The sequence below is a fragment of the Methylobacterium sp. 190mf genome, from assembly GCF_900107945.1.
Classification (GTDB): Bacteria; Pseudomonadota; Alphaproteobacteria; order Rhizobiales; family Beijerinckiaceae; genus Methylobacterium.
Genome location: NZ_FNVI01000017.1, coordinates 30,316 through 49,824 on the forward strand (window position 1 = coordinate 30,316; position 19,509 = coordinate 49,824).

Sequence of the window (19,509 nt, forward strand, 5' to 3'; positions counted from 1 at the left end):
GGCTTCACCTCGGGGACCTTCGAAGCGGCTGCGCCGAGCCCGGCGTCACGGCGGATCGGTCGCGATCAGGTGGAAGAAGCTGCCGGTGACGGGTCCAACCCGGTGGCCGGCCAGTCCCAGATCGACACCTTCGGCATCCGTCACGCGGGCGAGCGCCGTTTCCTCCGGCGCGATCGGCGAGAGCTCGCTGGCGTAGTGGAATTCGTGGCCGACAAGGCGCGTGCCCGCGGCGCCGAGCAGGCCGGATTCGCAGAGCCGCGCGACGCGATAGCCGAGATGCAGCTTGCGCCGGTGATACGAGGTCGCGACCGGCAGCAGTCCGGCCATGGCATGGGTTGCTCCGTCGGCATCCTGCAACGTCTCGCCCAGGACCATGTAGCCGCCGCACTCCCCGTGGACCGGCCGGGTCCGCGCGAAGCGGCGCAGCCTGTCCAGGAAGCGGGTCGCGCCGGCGATCGGGCCCGCGTGCAGTTCCGGATAGCCGCCCGGCAGCCAGCAGACGTCGCAATCCTCGGGCGGTCCCTCGTCGGCCAAGGGCGAGAACGGCACGAGCTCGGCGCCGGCCATCCGCCACCCGGTCTCAAGATGCGGGTAGAGGAAGCTGAACGCCGCGTCCCGGGCGACCGCCACGCGCTGTCCGGGCGGCCGGGGCAGGCGGCCACCGGAGGGCGGTACGGTGCCGCTCGCGCAGGCCGTCACGGCGTCGAGGTCGATGCCCGCCTCCGCGAGGTCGGCGAGCCTGTCGAGGCGCGCGGCGAGATCCGCGGTCTCGCCGGCCTGCACGAGCCCCAGGTGGCGCTCGGGCAGGACGAGCTGCGCGTCGCGCATCAGCGCGCCGAGCACCGGCAGCCCCGCGCGCTCCATGCCGGCTTCGACGAGGCGCCGGTGACGGGCGCTCGCCACCTTGTTGAGGATCACGCCGGCGATCCGGATGCGGGGATCGTAGAGCTTGCAGCCGAGCGCCACGGCGGCCGCCGATTGCGCCGCGCCCGACACGTCCACCACGAGCACCACCGGCCAGCCGTAGCGCGCGGCGATGTCGGCATTCGCCCCGGTGCGGTTCTCGGCCGCCCGGACGCCGTCGAACAGGCCCATGGACCCCTCGGCGATCAGCAGATCGGCCGCCGCCGCCGTCGCGCCCGCCAGCGCGTCGAGGAGCGGCGGCGCCATGGCGAAGCTGTCGAGGTTGAAGCTCGGATGGCCGGTCGCGGCCTGGTGGAAGGCCGGATCGATGTAGTCCGGGCCGCACTTCGCGCCGCGCACCCGCAGGCCGCGCCGGGTGAGGGCGCGCATGAGCGCGAGGGCGACGGTCGTCTTGCCGGAGCTGGAGCGCGGCGCCGCGACGAGGAGGCCGGGGGCACTCACGACCGCGACCCCACCGTGCCGCCCGGCCGGTAGCGCCGGTCGTAGTCGGGCGCGTAGAGGGCGCTCTCGCGGAACTCCGCGGCGCCCAGCGCCGGTCCGACCAGGATCAGGGCGGTGCGCTCCAGACCGGCCTCCGCGACGAGCCCGGGCAGCGCGGCGAGATCGCCCACGAGCGCCCGCTCGTCCGGCCAGGAGGCTCGGAACACCGCCGCCGCCGGGCAAGACGGGCCGTAGAAGGGGATCAGCTCGGCGGCGACGGCCTCGACGACGTGGATCGACAGGTGAATCGCCAGGGTCGCGCCGGTGGCCGCGTAGGCCGCCAGCGTCTCCCGCTCGGGCATGGCGCTCGCCCGCCCGGAGGTGCGGGTCAGGACCACGGTCTGGGCCACGCCCGGGACCGTCAGCTCCCGGCGCAGCAGCGCGGCCGCGGCCGCGAAGGCGGGGACACCCGGCGTCACCGTGTAGGGAATGGCCAGCGCGTCGAGCCGGCGCATCTGCTCGGCCAGGGCGCTCCAGATCGACAGGTCGCCGGAATGCAGGCGCGCCACGTCCTGGCCGGCCGCGTGCGCCGAACGGATCTCCGCCAGGATGGCGTCGAGGTCGAGGGGCGCCGTGTCGACGATCCGGGCACCGGGCGGGCACCAGCCCAGGATCTCGGGTGCGACGAGCGACCCGGCGTAGAGGCAGACGGGACAGGCGGCGATGCGGTCGCGCCCGCGCACCGTGATCAGGTCGGCCGCGCCGGGGCCGGCGCCGATGAAGTGGACGGTCATGGTTCCCGTGTCGTGTCGTATCGGACAGCCAGGGCGCAAGTGGCGCCGCCGCTCGCGATCCGGGGTAGGGCGAGGCGGCTCCGGGGCCCGGCGCCGGCGAGGGCCGCCGCCTCGGCCAGCGAGCCGACGCCGCGCAGGCGCTCGATCCGCGCCGAGCGGGTGACGACCTCGGCGTCGCGGGCCTCCAGCGCGGCGGCGGCGATGGAATGCGGTGCCAGGCCGAACCGGGCCGTCGCCGCGCGGATCGCCGGGTCCGACGCCCGGTCGTCAGCCGTGGCCACGGCCGCGAGGCTCGACCGCGCGGCGCCGACCAGGACGAGAGCGCGCTCGATCAACTCCGCGATCTCCTCGGCCTCGGTGCCCCGGCGGAACCCGATGCCGGCGACCAGCGCTCCGGTCACGGCTTGGTCCAGGCCCACTGGATCACCGTCATGGCCGGGCGCCAGCCGTGCATTCCCCCGACCGGGCTCGCCCGCTCCACGCCGTAGCGGCGCAGGCTCCCGCCATGCGCCGCGAAGGCCGCGAGCAGCGCGGCCTCGCCCTCGAGGGTCACGGCGTTGGCGACGCAGCGACCGCCGCCCGGCAGCGCCGCCAGCACGGTCGCGAGGACCCCCGGCTCCGAGACGCCGCCGCCGATGAAAACCGCGTTCGGCGCGGGCAGGCCGGCGAGCGCGCCCGGCGCCGTGCCGGCGACGACGGCGAGGTCCGGGGCGCCGAGCGCGACGGCGTTGCGGCGGATCCGCTCGACGCGGTCCGGCCTCCCCTCGATCGCGGTGGCGCGCAGGCTCGGGTGGCGCAGCATCCACTCGATCGCGATCGAGCCGGCGCCCGCACCGACATCCCAGAGATGCTGTCCCGGATGCGGGCGCAGCGCCGACAGGGTCAGGGCCCGGATCTCGGACTTGGTCAGCTGCCCGTCATTCTCAAACAGGTCGTCGTCGAGGCCTGGCGCGAGGGGCAGGGCGCGGCCGGCACCCGCCACCGCGAGCGCCACCGTGTTCAGCGGATCGAAGTCGGCGCCGTCGAACGCGTCGGCGCGGAGCGTGCGGACGCGCTCGCGCGGCCCGCCCATCGCCTCCAGCACCGTCAGCGTCGACGCGCCGAAGCCCCGGTCGCGCAGCAGGGCGGCGAGGGCGCCGGGCGTCGTGCCGTCCCACGACAGGACGAGGAGCCGCGCACCCGGCTGGAGATGCGGGACGATCCGGGTCAGTGCGCGACCGTGGAGCGTGACCAGGGCGCACTCGGCGAGCGGCCAGCCGACCCGGGCGCAGGCGAGGCTGAAGGCCGAAGGCTGCGGGAAGGCGCGGATCTCGTCCGCCGGCACCAGCCGGGCGATCTCGGCGCCGATGCCGTAGTGGAACGGGTCGCCCGTGGCGAGGATGCAGGTCGGCCGGCCGCGCCGCGCCAGGATCTCGGGATAGGCCTCGTGGATCGGGCTCGGCCAGGGCCGCGTCTCCGCGTCGAGCGGCCCGGCGAGGGCGAGGTGGCGCCGGCCGCCATAGACCACACGGGCGGCGTCGAGCGCGGCGGCGGCGGACGGCGTCAGCCCGGCCCGACCGTCCTCGCCGATCCCGACGATCGACAGCCACGGGGCGCTCGACAGCGAGTCAGCGATCATGGACAAGGCGCCCATGAACACGCCGCCCCCGATCACCGGCACGATGCGGATCCTGATCCTCGGCGGGACCGGCGAGGCGAGCGCCCTGGTGCGGTCGCTCGCGGGGCAGGCGGATCGCGCCGTGACCCTCTCGCTGGCGGGCCGGACGGCGGCGCCGAAGCCCGAGCCGGTGCCGACGCGGATCGGCGGCTTCGACGGCGCCGAGGGGCTCGCCCGCTACCTGGAGGCCGAGGCGATCACCCGCCTGATCGACGCGACCCACCCGTTCGCCGCGCGGATGTCGGCCAACGCCGCGCGCGCGGCGGCCCTGACGGGGGTGCCGCTGCTCGCGATCCGCAGGCCGGCTTGGAACCGCGAGCCCGGCGACGAATGGATCGAGGTCGACGGGATGGAGGAGGCGGTCGCCGCTCTCGGCCCGGAACCCCGGTGCGTGTTCCTGACGATCGGGCGGCAGGAAGCCGGGGTCTTCGCGGCGGCGCCGCAGCACAGCTATCTGGCGCGGACGGTCGAGCCGCTGGGCGCGATCCTGCCGGTGCCGCATCTGACCGCCCTGGAGGCGCGGGGACCGTTCGACGCCGCGTCCGAGACGGCCCTGATGCGGGCGAGCCGGATCGAGATCGTGGTCAGCAAGAACGCGGGCGGCGCGGCGACCTACGGCAAGATCGCGGCGGCGCGCGACCTCGGCATCCCGGTGGTGATGGTGCGGCGGCCGGGCAAGCCCGAGGTGCCGAGCGTCGCGGACGCCGCGGGCGCGCGCCGCTGGCTGGACGCGGGCGATCACGCCGGTCCCTCGACCTTGCGGGCGGTGTAGACGAAGGGTGCCCGGCCCGCGCGCGGGATCAGCCGCGTCGTCGAGGCGCCCAGGATCACCATCGTGGCCATGTCGGCCGGCACCGCGGGCGCCTCGGCGAGGGTCGCGACGCGGATCGCCTCGTCCGGCCGGCTTACGGCGCGGGCGAACATCACCGGCGTCTCGGGCGCGCGGATCCCGGCCGCGATCTCCAGCGCCGCCCCGAGCTGCCAGGGCCGGGCGGTGGAGATCGGGTTGTAGAGCGCCACCACGAAATCCGCGCGCAGCACCGCCTCCAGCCGCGCGGTCACGACCGGCCAGGGTTTCAGGTTGTCCGAGAGCGAGAGCGCGCAGAAGTCGCCGCCGAGCGGGGCGCCGAGCCGGGCCGCGGCGGCGAGCATCGCGGTGATGCCCGGCTCCACCGTGATGGCGAGGTCGCGCCAGCCGGGCTCGCCATACTCGACCGCCTCGAACACCGCCGCCGCCATGGCGAAGACGCCGGGATCGCCGCCGGAGACGACCGCGACCCGGCGCCCAGAGGCGGCGAGCTGCAGCGCGTGGCGCGCCCGGTCGACCTCCACCCGGTTGTCGCTGGCGTGCCGGACGAGGCCGGGCCGCTCGGGCACGCGCGCCACGTACGGGAAGTAGCCGACGACGTCCTCCGCCGCGTCGAGTGCCCGGCGGGCCGACTCGGTCAGCAGGGCCGCGTCGCCCGGCCCGAGGCCGACGACGGTGAGGATCCCGCTCACGGCCGGCGGCCCTCTCCGGGCAGGAGCACCATGGAGAAATAGGGGGCGTCGTCGTCGGCCTTGTCGGCCAGCATCACGACGCGCTCGCCCGCCATCGTGCCGCGCTCCACGTAGACCGCGCGCGCGAGCAGCCCGGAAGCCGACAGGGCGGCCTTGACCTTCGGCAGGTGCCGCCCGAGCTTCATCACCACGGCCGCGTCCGTGCCGCGCAGGCGCTCGGTCAACGCGTCGAGCGACAGGGTCGCCGGCAGGACGGTGAGGACGTCGTCGCCCCAGGTGATCGGCGTGCCGGCGCGGGTCCAGCAGCCCGACATGCCGGTGACGCCCGGAACCACCTCCACGGGGAACCGGTCCTTCAGGCGCCGCCAGAGGTGCATGAACGAGCCGTAGAAGAACGGATCGCCCTCCGACAGGATCGCGACGTCGCGCCCGGCGCCCAGGTGATCGGCGAGCTGCCCGGCCGCCTCGTCGTAGAATCCGGCCAGCGCCGCGACGTAGTCCGGGTGCTCGGGATGGATCTCGGTCGTGTAGGGATAGGCGAGGGCCATCTCGCGGGCCGGGTCGCGCAGGATCGCGTCCGCGATGGTACGGGCGTTGCCCCGTCGGCCGCGCTTGCAAAAATGCACCAGCACGGGCGCGCGCATCAGGATGCGCTGCGCCTTCACGGTCAGGAGCTCCGGATCGCCGGGGCCCATCCCGACGCCGTAGAGCGTGCCCGTCACCGCGGCCGCGGGAATTTCCTCGGTCGGGCCGTCGAGGCGCTCGAAACCATCCATCACTCGACCTCGCTGGCGAGCGCGTTGACCGCCGCGGCCGTCATGGCGCTGCCGCCGCGCCGCCCGTGCACGACCACGAACGGCACACGGCCGTCCCGCGCCAGGGCCTCCTTCGACTCCGCCGCGCCGACGAAGCCGACCGGAATGCCGATCACCGCGGCGGGCGGTGCCACGCCGGCATCGAGCAGCTCCAAGAGGCGGAACAGGGCGGTCGGGGCGTTGCCCACCGCCACGACGCTGCCCGGGAGATGCTCCCGCCACAGCTCCATGGCGGCCGCGGAGCGGGTCGTGCCGAGGCTCTTGGCGAGGTCCGGCACGCGCGGGTCGCCCAGGGTGCAGATCACCTCGTTGCCGGCCGGCAGGCGGGCTCGGGTGACGCCGTCGGCGACCATGCGGACGTCGCACAGGATCGGCGCGCCGGCCTGCAAGGCCGCGACGCCGGCCTCGGCGAAACCGGGCGCCATCTCCACGTCGGCCGGCAGGTCGGTCATCCCGCAGGCGTGGATCATGCGCACGACGACGCGCTCGGCGGCGCCCGACCAGCGCCCGAGAGCGGACTCGGCGCGGATCATCGCGAAGGAGCGCGCGTAGATCGCGCCGCCGTCGCGGATGTAGTCGTAGCGGGACGGGGACTCGTGGGCCGCGGCCGGCTCCGATCCTGTCTGGCGCAGGGCGTTCTGGCTCGCGCTCATGCCGGTCTCCTGGTCCTCCCGCATTCTGAAGGGGCGGTCTCCGGCGCGAAGGCGGCGGAGAGCCCGTCGGTCTCGGCCCTTCCTAGCCGCTCCAGCACCGCCTCGATAGGGAGATCCATCGCCGGCTCATCGCCGGGCGCACCCCCGATCACCACGCCGTAGAGGCCATCGCGGCCGACGAGGGTCAGGTCGGCCGGGCCCGGCCGCGCGCAGCCCTTGGCGCAGCCCGAGACGTGCGCAGTATGGCCCGCGGCCGCCAGGGTGCCGAACGCCGCCGCGAGGCGCGCCGCGTCCGCCAGCGTGGGGGTCGATCCTGAGGCGCAGCCCGGCGCCCCCGTGCAGGCCGCGATCGCGCGCCGTGGATCGTCGGGGACGACGATGAACTCCACCGCGAGCGCCGCCGTTGCAGCCGCAGCCGAGCTCGAAATCGGCACCAGCATCACGAATCCGCGCGTGGGGGAGAGGCGGATCTCGTTCGCGCCGAGCGCCGCCGCCGCGGCGGCGATCCGGTCGAGGGCGTCGGCGGTGCAGCGACCGAAGGGCGCGTCGACGGCGACGCTCCGGAGGCCGCGTCCGCCCGCCGGACGCGCCGGCTCCCGTTCCGGAGCGAAGCCCCGGTGAGCCTGCGCCGGTTCGTCGATGGGTGTTTCTGCCGGAAGCAACTCGGTCAGCGCGGTCAGTTCGCCGTCCGACAGGTCGCGCATCCGGCGCCGGCCGGTCCGCGCGAAGCTGCCGAGCAGGGTTGCCACGTGGCCCGGCGCCGCGTCCTCCGCGCAGGTCAGGAGCGTCCGCTGGGTCTCACCGTATGCGACCGTGAGCGCGACGCGGCCAGGCCCCTCGGCGACGACGGAGAGATCCGCCTCTGGCAGCGCTCGGCCGGCGCGGCCCTCGACGACGACCAGGGTCTTTGCCGGCAACCCTGGGATCGCGAGCCCAGCGGTCTCGATCGCCCGGGCGAGGACAGGCACGTCGATCGTCTCGTCCGGGTCGTGGCCGGCCAGGGGGCTCGTGAGCGTCAGGCGCTGGGGGCCGCCGTCGGCGCGCACGTCGCCGAGGCCCCGGGCCGCGAGCCAGGCTGCCAGCGGCGCGCGCGTCGCCTCGGAGACGCCGCGGATCTGGAGATTGGCCCGGGCGGTGAGATCCAGGTGCCCGTTTCCGAAAAGCCGCGCGCCCTCGGCCACGGCGCGGGCCTGATCGAGCGTCAGGATCCCGAGCGGCGGATGGACCCGCGCGAGCAGGCCGTCGCCCGTCGGCATGGGCCGCGCCAGACCGGGGCACCAGCCCCGGCGGGCGGGCGCCTCGGGCAGGACGCGCCGATGCGGGGTCGCGCTCACTCGGCGGCCTCGCGCATCAGGGCGTCGGCCGGGAGAGCGTTGCGCCGGCTGTGCCACAGGCCGCGGTCCCGCGCCTCGTCGAACCGCTCCAGGATCGCGCGGGCCGCGGCGGGATTGGCGGCGCGCAGACGCTCGAAGACCTCGGCATCGGCGATCCAGGCCGCGTACAGCGCCTCGAAGCCCGCATTTGTCACCGCGTCGCTCGCGGCGGCCAGGACGAAGACCGCGTCGAGCCCCTGGGCGAGTTCCTGCGCGCCCCGGTAACCGTGGCGCAGCTGGGCCGCGATCCAGCGGGGATCGGCGAGGCGCCCGCGGATCAGCCGGGCAGCGTCCTCGCGGGCCGTCCGCGCCTTCGGCCGTTCCGGCACCGACACGTCGAGGCTGTAGAGGGCGGGCTTCACCCCCTCCAGGGCCGCGGCCGCCGCGAAACCGCCCATCGCGTCGACGGCGGCGTCGCCGTCGAACAGGTCGCGCTCGGCCACGTCGAAGGCGTGGAGATAGGCGTCGGCGGCCGCGACGCGGGCGGCGAAATCGGCGTCAGGCCCCTCGCGGTCGCCGTAGGCGTGGCCGCTGGCGGCGAGGTAGGCGCGGCCGAGTTCGTCGCGGTCGTCCCACGCGCCGTCGAGGGCCGTGGCGGCGGTGCCGGCGCCGTAGCGGCCGGGCGCGGCCCCGTAGACGCGCACCGACGCGTCGCCCCGCCGGCGCGCCGCCGCGAGGGGATTCTCGTCGTCGGCCTCGTCCCGGTCCGCCACGGCGCGGGCGGCGCGGTCGAGCAGCGCCAGCGTGTCGGGGAAGGTGTCGCGGAACGCGCCGGAGACGCGGACGGTGACGTCGATCCGCGGCCGGTCCAGCATGGCGAGGGGCAGGATCTCGAAGCCGGTGACGCGGGTGCTGGCATGGTCCCAGACTGGCCGGACGCCCATCAGGGCCAGGGCGTGGGCCACGTCCTCGCCACCGGTGCGCAGGGTCGGCGAGGCCCAGAGATCCATGACGATCCGGGCCGGATAGGCGCCCTCGTCCTGGAGGTAGCGGGTCACCACGGCGGCGGCGGCCTTCTCGCCGAGGAGTGCGGCGGCGCGGCTCGGGATGGCCCGCGGGTCGAGGGTCGCGAGGTTGCGCCCGGTCGGGAGCACGTCGGCCCGCCCGCGCGACGGCGAGCCCGAGGGGCCCGGCCGGACGAACCGCCCGTCGAGGGCCGCGAGCAGGCCGGTCCGCTCGGAGTCCGCGCTCGCCGCGACGGCGTCCGCGGCCCCGTCCGGGGCGCGGGCGAAGACGTGCAGGCCGTCCCGGAAGACGGTCTCGCCGAGATCGCAGAGATGGGCGTCGAGCCGCGTCAGCGCCTCGTCCATCGGCGTGTCCGGGCCGATCCCGGCACCGTCCAGCAGTCCGGACGCCGCAGCCTCCTCCAGGATGGCGCGGGCGATGAGGTCGGCGCGGCGGGGGTCGAGCACGCTGGCGGCGGAATACTCCTCCACCAGCTCGCGGAGGCGGGCCGCCTCGGGCGTCAGCGCGTGAACGGCGGTGTCGGGCGTGAGGTGCCCGAGCGCGACCCCGCCCAGGCGGCGCTTGAGCGGCGCGGCCTCACCCGGGTCGTCGACGATGAACGGGTAGATCACCGGCAGCCCGCCGACGCAGAGCGCCGGGAAGCAGTCGGGTGACAGGGCGACGGCCTTGCCCGGCAGCCACTCCGCGGTGCCGTGCGTGCCGAGCTGCACCAGGGCGTCGAATTGCTGCCGCAGGCCGAGATGGAAGGCTAGGTAGGCGTGGGTCGGGGCGCGGTCGAGGTCGTGGTAGCCGGTCTTGCGATCGGGGTCGCGGCCGCGGTCGGGCTGGAGGAAGACCGCGAGGCCGCCGTCCCGGACCATTCGGAACCGGAAGGCGCCGTCGACGCAGGCCGGGTCCGCCTCGGCCTCGCCCCAGCTGTCGGTCACGGCGGCGCGGACGTCCTCGGAGAGCGTGCGCCACCACGCCGCGTAGGCCGCGAGCGGCACCCGGAACGCGGCCGGGCCCTCCGTGAGCGCCGCCATCAGCGCTCCGGGCTCCGGAAGCGCGCCCGCCGCGTAGCCCGCGGCCGCGAGGTCGGCGGCGATCGCGCGGGCGCTCGCGGGCGTGTCGAGGCCGACCGCGAACCCGGCCCGGCCGCCGCGGGCGGGATAGTCGGACAGGACCAGGGCGACGCGCCGCGCCGCCCGGGGCAGGGCGGCCAGCCGCAGCCATCCCGCGGCCCGGTCGGCGAGCGCGGCGATGCCGGCCTCGTAGGGCACGGCGCGCCGCTCGGCGAAGCCGGCGATCTCGGCGCTCTCCTCCTTGAACGAGATCGGGAAGCCCGAGAGCCGGCCGTCGAATTCCGGTAGCGCGACCTGCATGGCGAGATCGGCCGCGCCGAGACCGCGGGCGGAGGCCTCCCAGGCCGCGCGGGGCGACCCGACCGTGAAGGCCTGCAGCACCGGGCAGTCGCCGCCGTCGAGCACGAAGCCGGTCTCGTCCTCGCGGGCCGAGAAGGCGGTGGCGGCGATCACGAGATCGGGCCTGCGCGCGCGCACGCCCGCGGCGACCGCGGCGGCGGCCTGCGGCTCCTTCAGGCTCGACACGGCCATCGGGAGCACGCCGATCCCGCGCGCCCGCAGGGCGGCGGCGAGGGCGACGAACGGGCCGGTGTCGCCGCCGAGCACGGCGGAGCGGTAGATCAGCAGGAGCGCGACGGGTTCCGCCGCGCTGCGCGCTCCGGCGAGCGGGACCGCGGTCGCGGCCGCGGCGAGGGCTGCCTCGAGGGGAAGAACTCCGCAGCCGGGGCACCAGGGAAAGCCGCGCGGGAGCGGCACGGGCGGCTCGACCGGTCCGTCGGCGCCCAGGCGAATCGCCAGGCGCCGCAGCATCCGCCGCAAATTGTCGGGGCCGCCAGCCCGGAAATAGGCGTCGAGCTGCCCGGCGAGGTCGGGATCGGTGGAGAAGGCGGCGAGGCGCGGATCCGGCCGGTCGTCGCCCGGCAGGACCGCGAGGACGACGCCGTGCGCCCGCGCGGCCTCGGCGCAGCGCTCGATCCCGTAGCGCCAGTAATCGAGGCCGCCCAGGCAGCGGATCACCACGACCTTGGCGCGCGCCACGACGCGCTCGACGTAGAGGTCGACCGAGAGCGGGTGCCGCAGCCTGGCGAGCTTCGCGAGCCGCAGGCTCGGCAGGCCGGGCTCCGCGGCGTGGGTCTGCCCGACCGACGCGAGGTCGCTGTCGGTGAAGGACAGCACCACGAGGTCGCCGGGCTCCTGCCCGAGATCCACGGCCGCCTCGCCCTCGTCGAGGGAGACGGAATCGATGCGCACGAGGTGCACCGCGGCGACCCCTAGAGCGAGTCCGGGCGGGCGTGCGCGACCGGCCTCATCCCGCGAGGGCCGAAGCGACGGCGTCCTTGTCGAAGCCCTTCAGGCCGATCACCACCAGCGTCCCGTCGCGGGCTTCCCCGGCCCGCCAGGGGCGGTCGAAGTGATGGGTCACGCGCCGGCCGACACCCTGCACCACGAGGCGCATCGGCTTGCCCGCGACCTCGGCGAATCCCTTGATGCGCAGGACGCCGGCGGCCTCGGCCGCCGCCTCGACCCGGGCCGCGAGATCTCCCGCGGTCACCGCCGGGCGCACCGGCAGCGCCACGGTCTCGAAATCGTCGTGGTCATGGTCCTCGCCCTCGCCGTGATGCGAGGGGCGGGCGTCGAGATCGTCCTCGGCGGCCGCGCCGAGGCCGAGCAGCACCCGCGGGTCGATGGCGCCGTTCTCGGTCTCGACCACCTTCACGGCGCGGGGCAGGTGCCCCTCGACCTCGGCGCGGACCCGCGCCCGCGTCGCGGCGTCGATCAGGTCGGCCTTGTTGACGACCACGAGGTCGGCGCAGAGGAGCTGGTCCTCGAACACCTCCTCCAGGGGGTTGTCGTGGTCGACCGACTGGTCGGCGGCGCGCTGGGCCGCCAGGGCCTCCGGGTCCTCCGCGAAGGCGCCCGAGGCCACCGCCGGGCCGTCGACCACCGCGACCACGCCGTCGACGGTCACCCGCGAGCGGATCGCCGGCCACTGGAACGCCTGGACCAGCGGCTTCGGCAGGGCGAGGCCGGAGGTCTCGATCAGGATGTGCTCCGGCGGCTCGGCGCGGCCGAGAAGGGTCTCCAGCGCCGGCACGAAATCGTCCGCGACCGTGCAGCAGATGCAGCCGTTCGGCAGCTCGACGATGGCGTCCTCGGTGCAGCCCTCGACGCCGCAGGCGGCCAGGAAGGACTTGTCGAAGCCGATGTCGCCGAACTCGTTCACCAGGATGGCGAGGCGGCGCCCCTTGGCGTTCTCGACCACGTGGCGGACGAGGGTCGTCTTGCCGGCCCCGAGGAAGCCGGTGACGATGGTGCAGGGGATCTTGTTCACGAGGGTCATTCCGCGGGCTCCAGGGTGCCGGCGGGGACCGGGCGGGGTTCTGGGAAAGGGGGAATGCGGGCGATCACGCCCTTGCGGAACGCCTCCGGACGCTCGCGCCAGGGCACGATGCCGTCCGGGGTCGCTGCGTAGGCCGCGAGACCGCCGAGGATGATCTCGGCCGAGGCGGCCGGATCCATGTCGCCGTAGACGTAGGTCCAGCGGTCGGCCGCGGCGACCGCCACGGTGCAGGGCCGCTTGCAGACCGACAGGCACTCTACCGGCTCGACCCGCAGGTCCGGCGTGGCGCCGCTCCGCCCCCGGAGCGCCTCCAGCAGGCGGGCCCCGGCGCGGGGGCCGTCGGGGTCGTCGTCCGGCCGGCGGCAGGTGGTGCAGACGTAGAGAACGGTCTCAGGCACGGGCCGCTCCCCGATCCGCGCCGCGGGCGAAGGCCTGCCACGCCCAGCCGAGCCCCAGCCCGATCAGGATCCAGAACACGAAGCTGATGGCGAGCGACCGCGCGGCGAATTGCGCGGCGAGCGCCGCCGGAAGTTCGGACGCGGCCTCGGGTGCCTGCGGGGCGCCGACGACGTGCGGGGCGATGATCAGGACGAGCCCCCCGAGGATCGTGATCAGCGCACGGCGAATCGTGATCAGGTAGAGCCCCATCCCGGTCGCCGCGGCGGTCATCACCCACCACGCCTGCCGCGTCGCGAGCGGGGCCGCCGCGCTGCCGGGCAATTCCGGGGGCAGGCCGAGGCCCGGCGCGAGGGCGACGCTGGCGAAGGCGGCCACCGCGAAGGCGAGGCCGACCTGCGGCGTGGGCTCGCGGCCGCAGGCGAGCATCACCGCGCCGAGCAGCAGCGCGTAGCCGACGCCGCCCACGAGGGTCGCGAGCCCGGTGAAGGCCATCCGCGGCAGTCCGGGCGCGGGCTGCCATTCCGGCGCGGCGTCGGGGGCGGCGTGGTCGTGCCCGGCATGGGCCAGCACGATCGGGAACGCCTTGATCGGGAGCGCCTTGGCAGCCCGGTTCGGCGCCTCCTGCTGCTCGTAGCGCTCGGCCGCGACGATCAGCGGCGAGGTCAGCGTGAGTTCGAGGCCCGTCACGATGGCAGCCGCGAAGAAGCCGGCGGCGAGGGCCGCCGACAGGAGCCGGATGATCATCCCTGGTCCGGGGACGTCAGTGACAGGGGAAGTTCTGGGTGTGGCGGAAGTCGTGCGCCGCGTTGTGGAGCGCGATCGCCGGCGAGAAGCCCGCCATGAACAGCAGGCCGAGGCCCAGCACGGCCGCGAGCGCGACGGCGATCGGGCGCTCCGACGCGCGGGTGCCGGCGGCGACGGGGGCGAGGGTTTGCGTCGTCATCAGAAGCGTCTCCAGCCGCCCCACCGGCGGCATTGCGGGATCCTGTCGCGACGGCAGGTCTCCTGGCTCGCGGCTCGGCGCGCCCACCGCCTTCCCGGATCGCTCCGGTGGCGCTTGGCGGGCGCTCGCCGCTCACAGTTGCGGGGGCAGCCGCGGAATCGGGGCTTCAAACCCCTCACCGCATTCCCTTTTCACCCCGTCTCCGGGGCACCGTCGCCCGGCCGTTGTAGACGCATGACCGCCAGGACACAACGGAGCGGCGCCGGATCGCGGCCGTTTCCCGCGCCCGCCCCGCGATCGGGGCGGGCTTGACGGCCGCGCCCCGGAGCGGGCACCGCCGCACCCGATACCCGCCCGGCCCCGGCGCGGGCGCTGAACTCCCGGAGACCCGATGGCCCCGACAGACGATCCGACCCCGGTTCTCGTCGATCTCGCGGCCGGCCGTGAGCCGCGGATCGTCTCCGATGCGGGCACGGGAACGACGTGGCTCGAGGTTGACCTCGACGGCCGCTTCCCGATCCATTCCGTCGCCCTGCGGCCGGGGGAGGGGGCGGTTCCCGCGGAGCCCGGCGACGTCGCGGTGGCGGTCTCGCAGGACGGCGTGACGTGGGCCGAGCCGGACCTCGCTGGCTGGACCGCGACCCCGGACGCCCTCGTCGCCGCGATCGTCCCCGACGAGCGGGCCTGGGCGCGCGCGGTCCGGATCGCCGCGCCCGAACCGGCCCGGATCGCCGGCATCGGCATCCGCGCCGACGAGGCCGCGGTCGACCTGATCGCGCTGCGGGCGATGCTCGGCCTCGACGTGACGCTCCTGAACGAGAAGCCCGGCGCCAACGTCTACGTCACCTACGCGCTCCAGTCGGCGCCCGACCGCGCCAGCCACGCCCTGGTCGGCCTGTCGCTGTTCGAGAACGGCGCCTTCGGCAACTGCCTCGTCCAGTACATCATCGCGGTGTCGATCGCGAAGGCGCTCAACCTGAAATACATCAAGGTGCCCAAGGTCGACCGCAGCAAGGTGATCTTCCTGACCGAGCGGCTGACCTGCGACGGGATCACCTTCATCCCGCCGGACGAGCCGCTGCCTGCGGACGGCTACTTCCTGTCGGGCCTGTATTTCGACCCGACGCAGTTCGAGCGCGTGACCGCGCTGCGGGGACCGGCGGATTCGCGCGCGATCGTGCAGAGCGTGATCCGGCCGCTGTTCAACGGTCTGCCGAAGAACTTCCCGGTGAAGCCCGACGACCAGCTCCTGATCCACATCCGGTCGGGCGACATCTTCAGCACCTGGGTCGATCCGCACTACCCGCAGCCGCCCTTCGCGTTCTACCGGATGGTCATCGACCGGCTCCTGGCCGAGGGCCGGATCCGCTCGGTCAAGCTCGTCTTCGAGAACAGGCTGAACCCGGTCATCGCCGAGGTGGAGGCGTACGCGGAGCGGCGCGGATTGCCGGTGGAGATCCAGAGCGAGTCGCTGATCTCCGACGTCGCGGCGCTGGTGAACGGCCGCTACCTCGTCTTCGGGCTGGGGACGTTCGGGCCGGGGATCTGCCACCTCTCGGACCACGTCGAGCAGGTCTTCTACTTCGCGTCGAACTGGCCGCAGGGCTTCCAGTCGATCCCCACCATCGGGAAGGTGGTCGAGGTCCGCGATCTCGAGGGCCGCTACATGAAGGTCGGCGAGTGGCAGAACACCGACGCGCAGCGCCGGACGATGGTGGATTACCCGGCCGAGGCCCTCGCCTTCGACGACGCGTGACCGGCTTGGCGGGCCGGAGGCGCTACGGCGCCGTCCGGAGATGCTCGGCGGGGGCTCCGGCCGGACGGGTCGAGCCGGCGTCGCGCACCTTCAGGGCGTCCGTGTACATCCGCTCCACGTCCGTCCGGAAGGCGGCGCGCGAGTCCGGTCGCGTGTAGAACATGTGCCCGCCCGGATAGACCGCGAGGCTCAGGCGGCCGGCGGCGTAGGCGGGGACCTGCGCCAGCAGGAGCTTCGAGGCGAAGTAGGGCGTCACCAGGTCGGTGAAGCCGTGCGCCACGAGGACGCGCAGGTGCCCGTCGAGCGCCAGATCGCCCTTCAGGTTCGACAGGACCTCGGGTGCCTGCCGGCCCGAGCCCCAGTTCCAGCCGCGATTGACGGCGTTGTTCAGGAGCTCGTAGCGCATGTTGGTCACCGGCCATTTCAGCGTCCGCGCGTAGAGGTCGAGCATCGCGCTCGTCAGCGGTGCCTGGAGGGCGGTGAGCTGGGGATCCTCGAAGCTCGACTGGGCGGCGTCCGGGTTCGGGTCCCAGCCGGTGATGCCGGTGTCGTAGGCGCTGGTCACGCGGCCCTCGGCGCGGTCGATCTCGCGCTGGACGCTCCGGGTCGAGAGGCGCGCCGCCTGGGCACGCACCAGGGCGGGGTCGAGACCGACGAGGGGCGCGACCTTCTCGGTCATCCGGGCGACGGCGGCCGTGTCGCTCGGCCCCTTGAGCAGGTCGCTCAGGTACGGGCCCGAGGCGTAGGCCTCCGCGTCGCCGAGCAGGGTTGGCGTCGGCACCGTGCCGGCCCGCTCGAGCGCGCCCGCCGCCAGCGAGGGCAGCTTCAGCACGTAGCCCCACGGGTTGGCCCGCGGCGTCTCCAGCCACGCGAAATCGAGCACCGGCGAGAGCAGCACCATGCCGGACAGGCCGACGCCGATCTCCTCCTGGAGCTTCTCGGCGATCAGCGGGCCGCGGAAGCCGCCGTAGCTCTCGCCGACGAAGAATTTCGGGCTCGCCATGCGGTCGTTGACGCGCAGGTAGCGCGCGATGGTCGCCGCCAGAGTCGAGGCGTCGGAATCGATCGACCAGTAGGCCTTGCCGTTCCCGTCCGCGGCCCGGCTGTACCCGGTCCCCACGGGATCGAGGAAGATGAGGTCGGTGAAGCCGAGCCACGTCCCGTCGTTGGGCGTCAGCGTCACCGGCTGCGACGGGCTGATGCTGTCGCCGCCGACCGGCAGCCGCCAGGGCCCGATCGCCCCGATATTGAGATAGGCCGAGGCGGCGCCCGGGCCGCCATTGACCGCGAAAGTGACGGGACGCTCCCGGCCGGCCTGCGGCGCCATCGTGTAGGCGACGTAGGCGATCTCGGCCTGCAGCTTGCCCGCCTCGTCGACGAGGGGCAGGCTGCCGGCGGTGGCGGTGAAGTCGAGGGTCCGGCCGTCCGGCAGCGTCACGCTCTGCTTGGTCGTCGAATCGGGCGGCAGGCGGCGCCCCTCCGGGCCGCGCTGCGCCGGTTTGCTCTCCGCGGGATGGCCGTGCGGCGCGTCCTGGGCGAGGGCCACTGTGGGCGCTGCGAGGGCCAGGGCGAGGGCGAGCGCGGCGCGCCCGAGACGTGCGTGGGGGGCCATTATCAAGCCTTCTTGTTCCAGCGTCCGGACTCGTCCTGCTGCCAGTAGGCCACCGCGTGGCCGGCGTCCTTGGCCTGCTTCCACTGCTCGCGGGCGCGCAGCAGCGCGTCCTGGTCAGTCCCGTCGAACAGGATGCAGATCCGCTCGTACTGCCCGGCGTCGGGCGGCAGGTCGGCGCCCTCCACCAGGAAGCGGATCGAGGCGGTGTTGGGATTCACGTCCCGGAGCGTGAGCACCACCGGCTGGCTCGCGGCGTCGGGCTCGCGGTCGGTGCCGTGCGGCAGGAAGCTCTCGTCGGAATAGGTCCAGAGGTGGTCGTCGAGCGCCTGCAGGCGCTCCTCGCTCGCCGCCTGGATCGCGGCCTGCCAGCCGCGGTCCAGCGAGCGCTCGACGAGGTTCGGCAGCACCTTCTCCAGGGGCTGCCGCTGCATGTGGTAGAAGAGGATCTCGGTCACGGCACCGAGGATATAGGGCCGCGGGCCGCCGCGCGAGCAGCGGCGCGCCGCCGCGGCCTCAGACCAGGCGGCTCTGCTCGATCGCGGCGCCGACGAAGCCCTTGAACAGCGGGTGCGGCTCGAACGGGCGCGACTTCAGCTCCGGATGGAACTGCACGCCGATGAACCACGGGTGCCCGACATGCTCCACCGTCTCGGGCAACAGGCCGTCGGGGGACACGCCCGAGAAGCGCAGGCCCTTGGCCTCCAGCCGCTCGCGATAGGCCATGTTGACCTCGTAGCGGTGGCGGTGGCGCTCCGAGATCTGATCGGACCCGTAGATCTGGGCGATCTTGGACTGGGGGTCGAGCTTCGCCTCGTAGGCGCCGAGCCGCATCGTGCCGCCGAGATCGCCGGCCGCCGCGCGCCGCTCAAGCTCGTTGCCGCGCAGCCACTCGGTGAGCAGGCCGACCACCGGCTCGGCGGTGTCGCCGAACTCCGTGGAGTTGGCCTCCGGCATCCCGGCCAGCGAGCGGGCCGCCTCGATCACCGCCATCTGCATGCCGAAGCAGATGCCGAGATAGGGGATGCGCTTCTCGCGGGCGTAGCGGGCCGCCCGGATCTTGCCCTCGGCCCCGCGCTGGCCGAAGCCGCCCGGCACGAGGATCCCGTTGAGGCCTTCGAGGAAGGGCGCCGGATCCTCGCGCTCGAACACCTCGGCCTCGATCCACTCGAGATTGACCTTCACCCGGTGGCTGATGCCCCCGTGGGTCAGCGCCTCGGTCAGCGACTTGTAGGCGTCCTTCAGCCCCGTGTACTTACCCACGATGGCGATCGAGACCTCGCCCTCGGGATTTCGCACGCGCTCGGCGATGGTCTGCCAGCGGCCGAGATCCGGCTCCTCGCCGTGCTCCAGGCCGAAATGGCCGAGCACCTCCCGGTCGAGGCCCGCGGTCCGATAGGAGAGCGGCACCTCGTAGATCGAGGCCACGTCGAGGGCCTCGATGACCGCGGTCTGGCGGACGTTGCAGAACAGCGCGAGCTTGCGCCGCTCGTCCATCGGGATCGGCCTGTCGCAGCGGCAGAGCAGGATGTCGGGCTGGATGCCGATGGAGCGCAGCTCCTTCACGGAGTGCTGGGTCGGCTTGGTCTTCAGCTCGCCGGCGGACGGGATGTAGGGCAGCAGCGTCAGGTGGACGTAGCAGCAGGTGCCCCGCGGCAGCTCCTGCCCGAGCTGCCGGATCGCCTCGAAGAACGGCAGGCCCTCGATGTCGCCGACCGTGCCGCCGATCTCCACCAGCACGAAGTCGAAGCTGTCGTTGCCGTCGAGGACGAAGTCCTTGATCGCGTTGGTGACGTGCGGGATCACCTGGATCGTGGCGCCGAGGTAGTCGCCGCGGCGCTCCTTGGCGATGATGTCCTGGTAGATCCGGCCCGTCGTGATGTTGTCGGCCCGGCTCGCCGGAACGCCGGTGAAGCGCTCGTAATGCCCGAGGTCGAGGTCGGTCTCGGCACCGTCGTCGGTGACGAACACCTCGCCGTGCTGCGTCGGGCTCATCGTGCCCGGATCGACGTTCAGGTAGGGGTCGAGCTTGCGCATCCGGACCCGGTAGCCGCGGGCCTGGAGGACCGCCGCCAGGGCCGCCGAGGCGAGGCCCTTGCCGAGGGAGGAGACCACGCCGCCGGTGATGAAAACGTACCGCGTCATGGGCCTCGGTCCATAAAGAAGCTGCTGGCATTTGCCAAACGACGGAGGCCCCGGCCCGTGCATGGGCTGGGGATCGCGGAACGCATGGCGTGGACCGGCCGAGCGCCGGTCCGTCGGGACAAGGGTCGGACGCTGCGCCGCCGGCGGCGCGCG

General features: G+C 74.3%; 18 protein-coding genes and 1 riboswitch. Of the genes, 2 read left to right on the plus strand and 16 right to left on the minus strand.

Annotated elements, in window-relative coordinates; all coding sequences use genetic code 11:
* Nucleotides 1–45: 45 nt before the first annotated feature.
* From C4T42_RS19895 to cbiE, 4 genes are read right to left on the minus strand one after another with little or no spacing between them, the layout of a single operon-like run.
* A complete protein-coding gene (locus tag C4T42_RS19895) occupies nt 46–1,365 on the minus strand; it encodes a cobyrinate a,c-diamide synthase (RefSeq protein WP_020094641.1) in 1,320 nt (439 codons plus the stop codon).
* Nucleotides 1,362–2,138, minus strand: coding sequence for a precorrin-4 C(11)-methyltransferase (gene cobM / locus C4T42_RS19900; protein ID WP_020094640.1), 777 nt, complete (start codon nt 2,136–2,138; stop codon nt 1,362–1,364). Before cobM ends, C4T42_RS19895 begins: the two co-directional genes overlap by 4 nt.
* Nucleotides 2,135–2,539, minus strand: a complete 405-nt coding sequence (locus tag C4T42_RS19905) for a cobalamin biosynthesis protein (protein ID WP_234082293.1) — start codon at nt 2,537–2,539, stop codon at nt 2,135–2,137. Before C4T42_RS19905 ends, cobM begins: the two co-directional genes overlap by 4 nt.
* Nucleotides 2,536–3,756: a precorrin-6y C5,15-methyltransferase (decarboxylating) subunit CbiE gene (gene cbiE / locus C4T42_RS19910; RefSeq protein ID WP_103985727.1), complete on the minus strand. Its 1,221-nt coding sequence runs from the start codon at nt 3,754–3,756 to the stop codon at nt 2,536–2,538. Before cbiE ends, C4T42_RS19905 begins: the two co-directional genes overlap by 4 nt.
* Between cbiE and C4T42_RS19915 the strand changes: the two genes are divergently transcribed.
* Nucleotides 3,755–4,567: a cobalt-precorrin-6A reductase gene (locus tag C4T42_RS19915; protein WP_103985728.1), complete on the plus strand. Its 813-nt coding sequence runs from the start codon at nt 3,755–3,757 to the stop codon at nt 4,565–4,567. The two genes, cbiE and C4T42_RS19915, sit on opposite strands and share 2 nt — an antisense overlap.
* On the opposite strand, the gene cobJ is transcribed toward C4T42_RS19915, so the two are convergent.
* The 9 genes from cobJ to C4T42_RS19960 are packed head-to-tail and all read right to left on the minus strand — an operon-like array spanning nt 4,534 to nt 13,846.
* On the minus strand, nt 4,534–5,295 hold the full coding sequence (cobJ, locus tag C4T42_RS19920) for a precorrin-3B C(17)-methyltransferase (RefSeq protein ID WP_103985729.1): 762 nt from the start codon (nt 5,293–5,295) through the stop codon (nt 4,534–4,536). The two genes, C4T42_RS19915 and cobJ, sit on opposite strands and share 34 nt — an antisense overlap.
* Entirely contained in the window at nt 5,292–6,071 is a 780-nt protein-coding gene (locus C4T42_RS19925) for a precorrin-2 C(20)-methyltransferase (RefSeq protein WP_103985730.1), read from the minus strand. The genes cobJ and C4T42_RS19925 overlap by 4 nt, the downstream gene beginning before the upstream one ends.
* Nucleotides 6,071–6,763 (minus strand): precorrin-8X methylmutase, encoded by a 693-nt coding sequence (locus C4T42_RS19930; RefSeq protein ID WP_280177397.1) that lies wholly within the window; start codon nt 6,761–6,763, stop codon nt 6,071–6,073. The genes C4T42_RS19925 and C4T42_RS19930 overlap by 1 nt, the downstream gene beginning before the upstream one ends.
* Nucleotides 6,760–8,097, minus strand: a complete 1,338-nt coding sequence (cobG, locus tag C4T42_RS19935) for a precorrin-3B synthase (RefSeq protein WP_103985731.1) — start codon at nt 8,095–8,097, stop codon at nt 6,760–6,762. Before cobG ends, C4T42_RS19930 begins: the two co-directional genes overlap by 4 nt.
* On the minus strand, nt 8,094–11,423 hold the full coding sequence (gene cobN / locus C4T42_RS19940; RefSeq protein WP_103985732.1) for a cobaltochelatase subunit CobN: 3,330 nt from the start codon (nt 11,421–11,423) through the stop codon (nt 8,094–8,096). The genes cobG and cobN overlap by 4 nt, the downstream gene beginning before the upstream one ends.
* 46 nt (nt 11,424–11,469) lie before the next feature.
* Nucleotides 11,470–12,504, minus strand: a complete 1,035-nt coding sequence (cobW, locus tag C4T42_RS19945; protein ID WP_100250812.1) for a cobalamin biosynthesis protein CobW — start codon at nt 12,502–12,504, stop codon at nt 11,470–11,472.
* Nucleotides 12,501–12,902, minus strand: coding sequence for a DUF1636 domain-containing protein (locus C4T42_RS19950; RefSeq protein WP_103985733.1), 402 nt, complete (start codon nt 12,900–12,902; stop codon nt 12,501–12,503). Before C4T42_RS19950 ends, cobW begins: the two co-directional genes overlap by 4 nt.
* Nucleotides 12,895–13,647, minus strand: a complete 753-nt coding sequence (locus tag C4T42_RS19955) for a CbtA family protein (RefSeq protein WP_091680780.1) — start codon at nt 13,645–13,647, stop codon at nt 12,895–12,897. Before C4T42_RS19955 ends, C4T42_RS19950 begins: the two co-directional genes overlap by 8 nt.
* A gap of 16 nt (nt 13,648–13,663) precedes the next feature.
* Nucleotides 13,664–13,846, minus strand: coding sequence for a CbtB domain-containing protein (locus tag C4T42_RS19960; protein ID WP_024829520.1), 183 nt, complete (start codon nt 13,844–13,846; stop codon nt 13,664–13,666).
* Between the two features lie 34 nt (nt 13,847–13,880).
* A riboswitch (cobalamin riboswitch) is annotated at nt 13,881–14,076 on the minus strand.
* Between the two features lie 161 nt (nt 14,077–14,237).
* Here C4T42_RS19960 and C4T42_RS19965 point away from each other — a divergent pair.
* Nucleotides 14,238–15,602 carry a discoidin domain-containing protein gene (locus C4T42_RS19965; RefSeq protein ID WP_103985734.1) on the plus strand — a complete coding sequence of 455 codons (1,365 nt, stop codon included), beginning with the start codon at nt 14,238–14,240 and terminating at the stop codon, nt 15,600–15,602.
* Nucleotides 15,603–15,624: 22 nt separating this feature from the next.
* Here C4T42_RS19965 and C4T42_RS19970 read toward each other — a convergent pair whose 3' ends face one another.
* The 3 genes from C4T42_RS19970 to C4T42_RS19980 are packed head-to-tail and all read right to left on the minus strand — an operon-like array spanning nt 15,625 to nt 19,356.
* Nucleotides 15,625–17,214 (minus strand): peptidase S10, encoded by a 1,590-nt coding sequence (locus C4T42_RS19970; RefSeq protein ID WP_103985735.1) that lies wholly within the window; start codon nt 17,212–17,214, stop codon nt 15,625–15,627.
* A gap of 2 nt (nt 17,215–17,216) precedes the next feature.
* Nucleotides 17,217–17,669, minus strand: a complete 453-nt coding sequence (locus tag C4T42_RS19975) for a DNA polymerase III subunit chi (protein ID WP_020094625.1) — start codon at nt 17,667–17,669, stop codon at nt 17,217–17,219.
* 58 nt (nt 17,670–17,727) lie between these two features.
* The gene (locus C4T42_RS19980; RefSeq protein ID WP_103985736.1) at nt 17,728–19,356 is read right to left on the minus strand and encodes a CTP synthase; all 1,629 of its coding nucleotides are present in this window, start codon (nt 19,354–19,356) and stop codon (nt 17,728–17,730) included.
* Between the last annotated feature and the right edge of the window lie 153 nt (nt 19,357–19,509).

What these genes read in the sequence shown, in the direction of transcription:
- cobM (WP_020094640.1), bottom strand. Translation starts at nt 2,138, where the DNA reads ATGACCGTCCACTTCATCGGCGCCGGCCCCGGCGCGGCCGACCTGATC.
- C4T42_RS19915 (WP_103985728.1), top strand. Translation starts at nt 3,755, where the DNA reads ATGGACAAGGCGCCCATGAACACGCCGCCCCCGATCACCGGCACGATG.
- cbiE (WP_103985727.1), bottom strand. Translation starts at nt 3,756, where the DNA reads ATGATCGCTGACTCGCTGTCGAGCGCCCCGTGGCTGTCGATCGTCGGG.
- C4T42_RS19925 (WP_103985730.1), bottom strand. Translation starts at nt 6,071, where the DNA reads ATGGATGGTTTCGAGCGCCTCGACGGCCCGACCGAGGAAATTCCCGCG.
- C4T42_RS19930 (WP_280177397.1), bottom strand. Translation starts at nt 6,763, where the DNA reads ATGAGCGCGAGCCAGAACGCCCTGCGCCAGACAGGATCGGAGCCGGCC.
- cobW (WP_100250812.1), bottom strand. Translation starts at nt 12,504, where the DNA reads ATGACCCTCGTGAACAAGATCCCCTGCACCATCGTCACCGGCTTCCTC.
- C4T42_RS19955 (WP_091680780.1), bottom strand. Translation starts at nt 13,647, where the DNA reads ATGATCATCCGGCTCCTGTCGGCGGCCCTCGCCGCCGGCTTCTTCGCG.
- C4T42_RS19960 (WP_024829520.1), bottom strand. Translation starts at nt 13,846, where the DNA reads ATGACGACGCAAACCCTCGCCCCCGTCGCCGCCGGCACCCGCGCGTCG.
- C4T42_RS19965 (WP_103985734.1), top strand. Translation starts at nt 14,238, where the DNA reads ATGGCCCCGACAGACGATCCGACCCCGGTTCTCGTCGATCTCGCGGCC.
- C4T42_RS19970 (WP_103985735.1), bottom strand. Translation starts at nt 17,214, where the DNA reads ATGGCCCCCCACGCACGTCTCGGGCGCGCCGCGCTCGCCCTCGCCCTG.
- C4T42_RS19980 (WP_103985736.1), bottom strand. Translation starts at nt 19,356, where the DNA reads ATGACGCGGTACGTTTTCATCACCGGCGGCGTGGTCTCCTCCCTCGGC.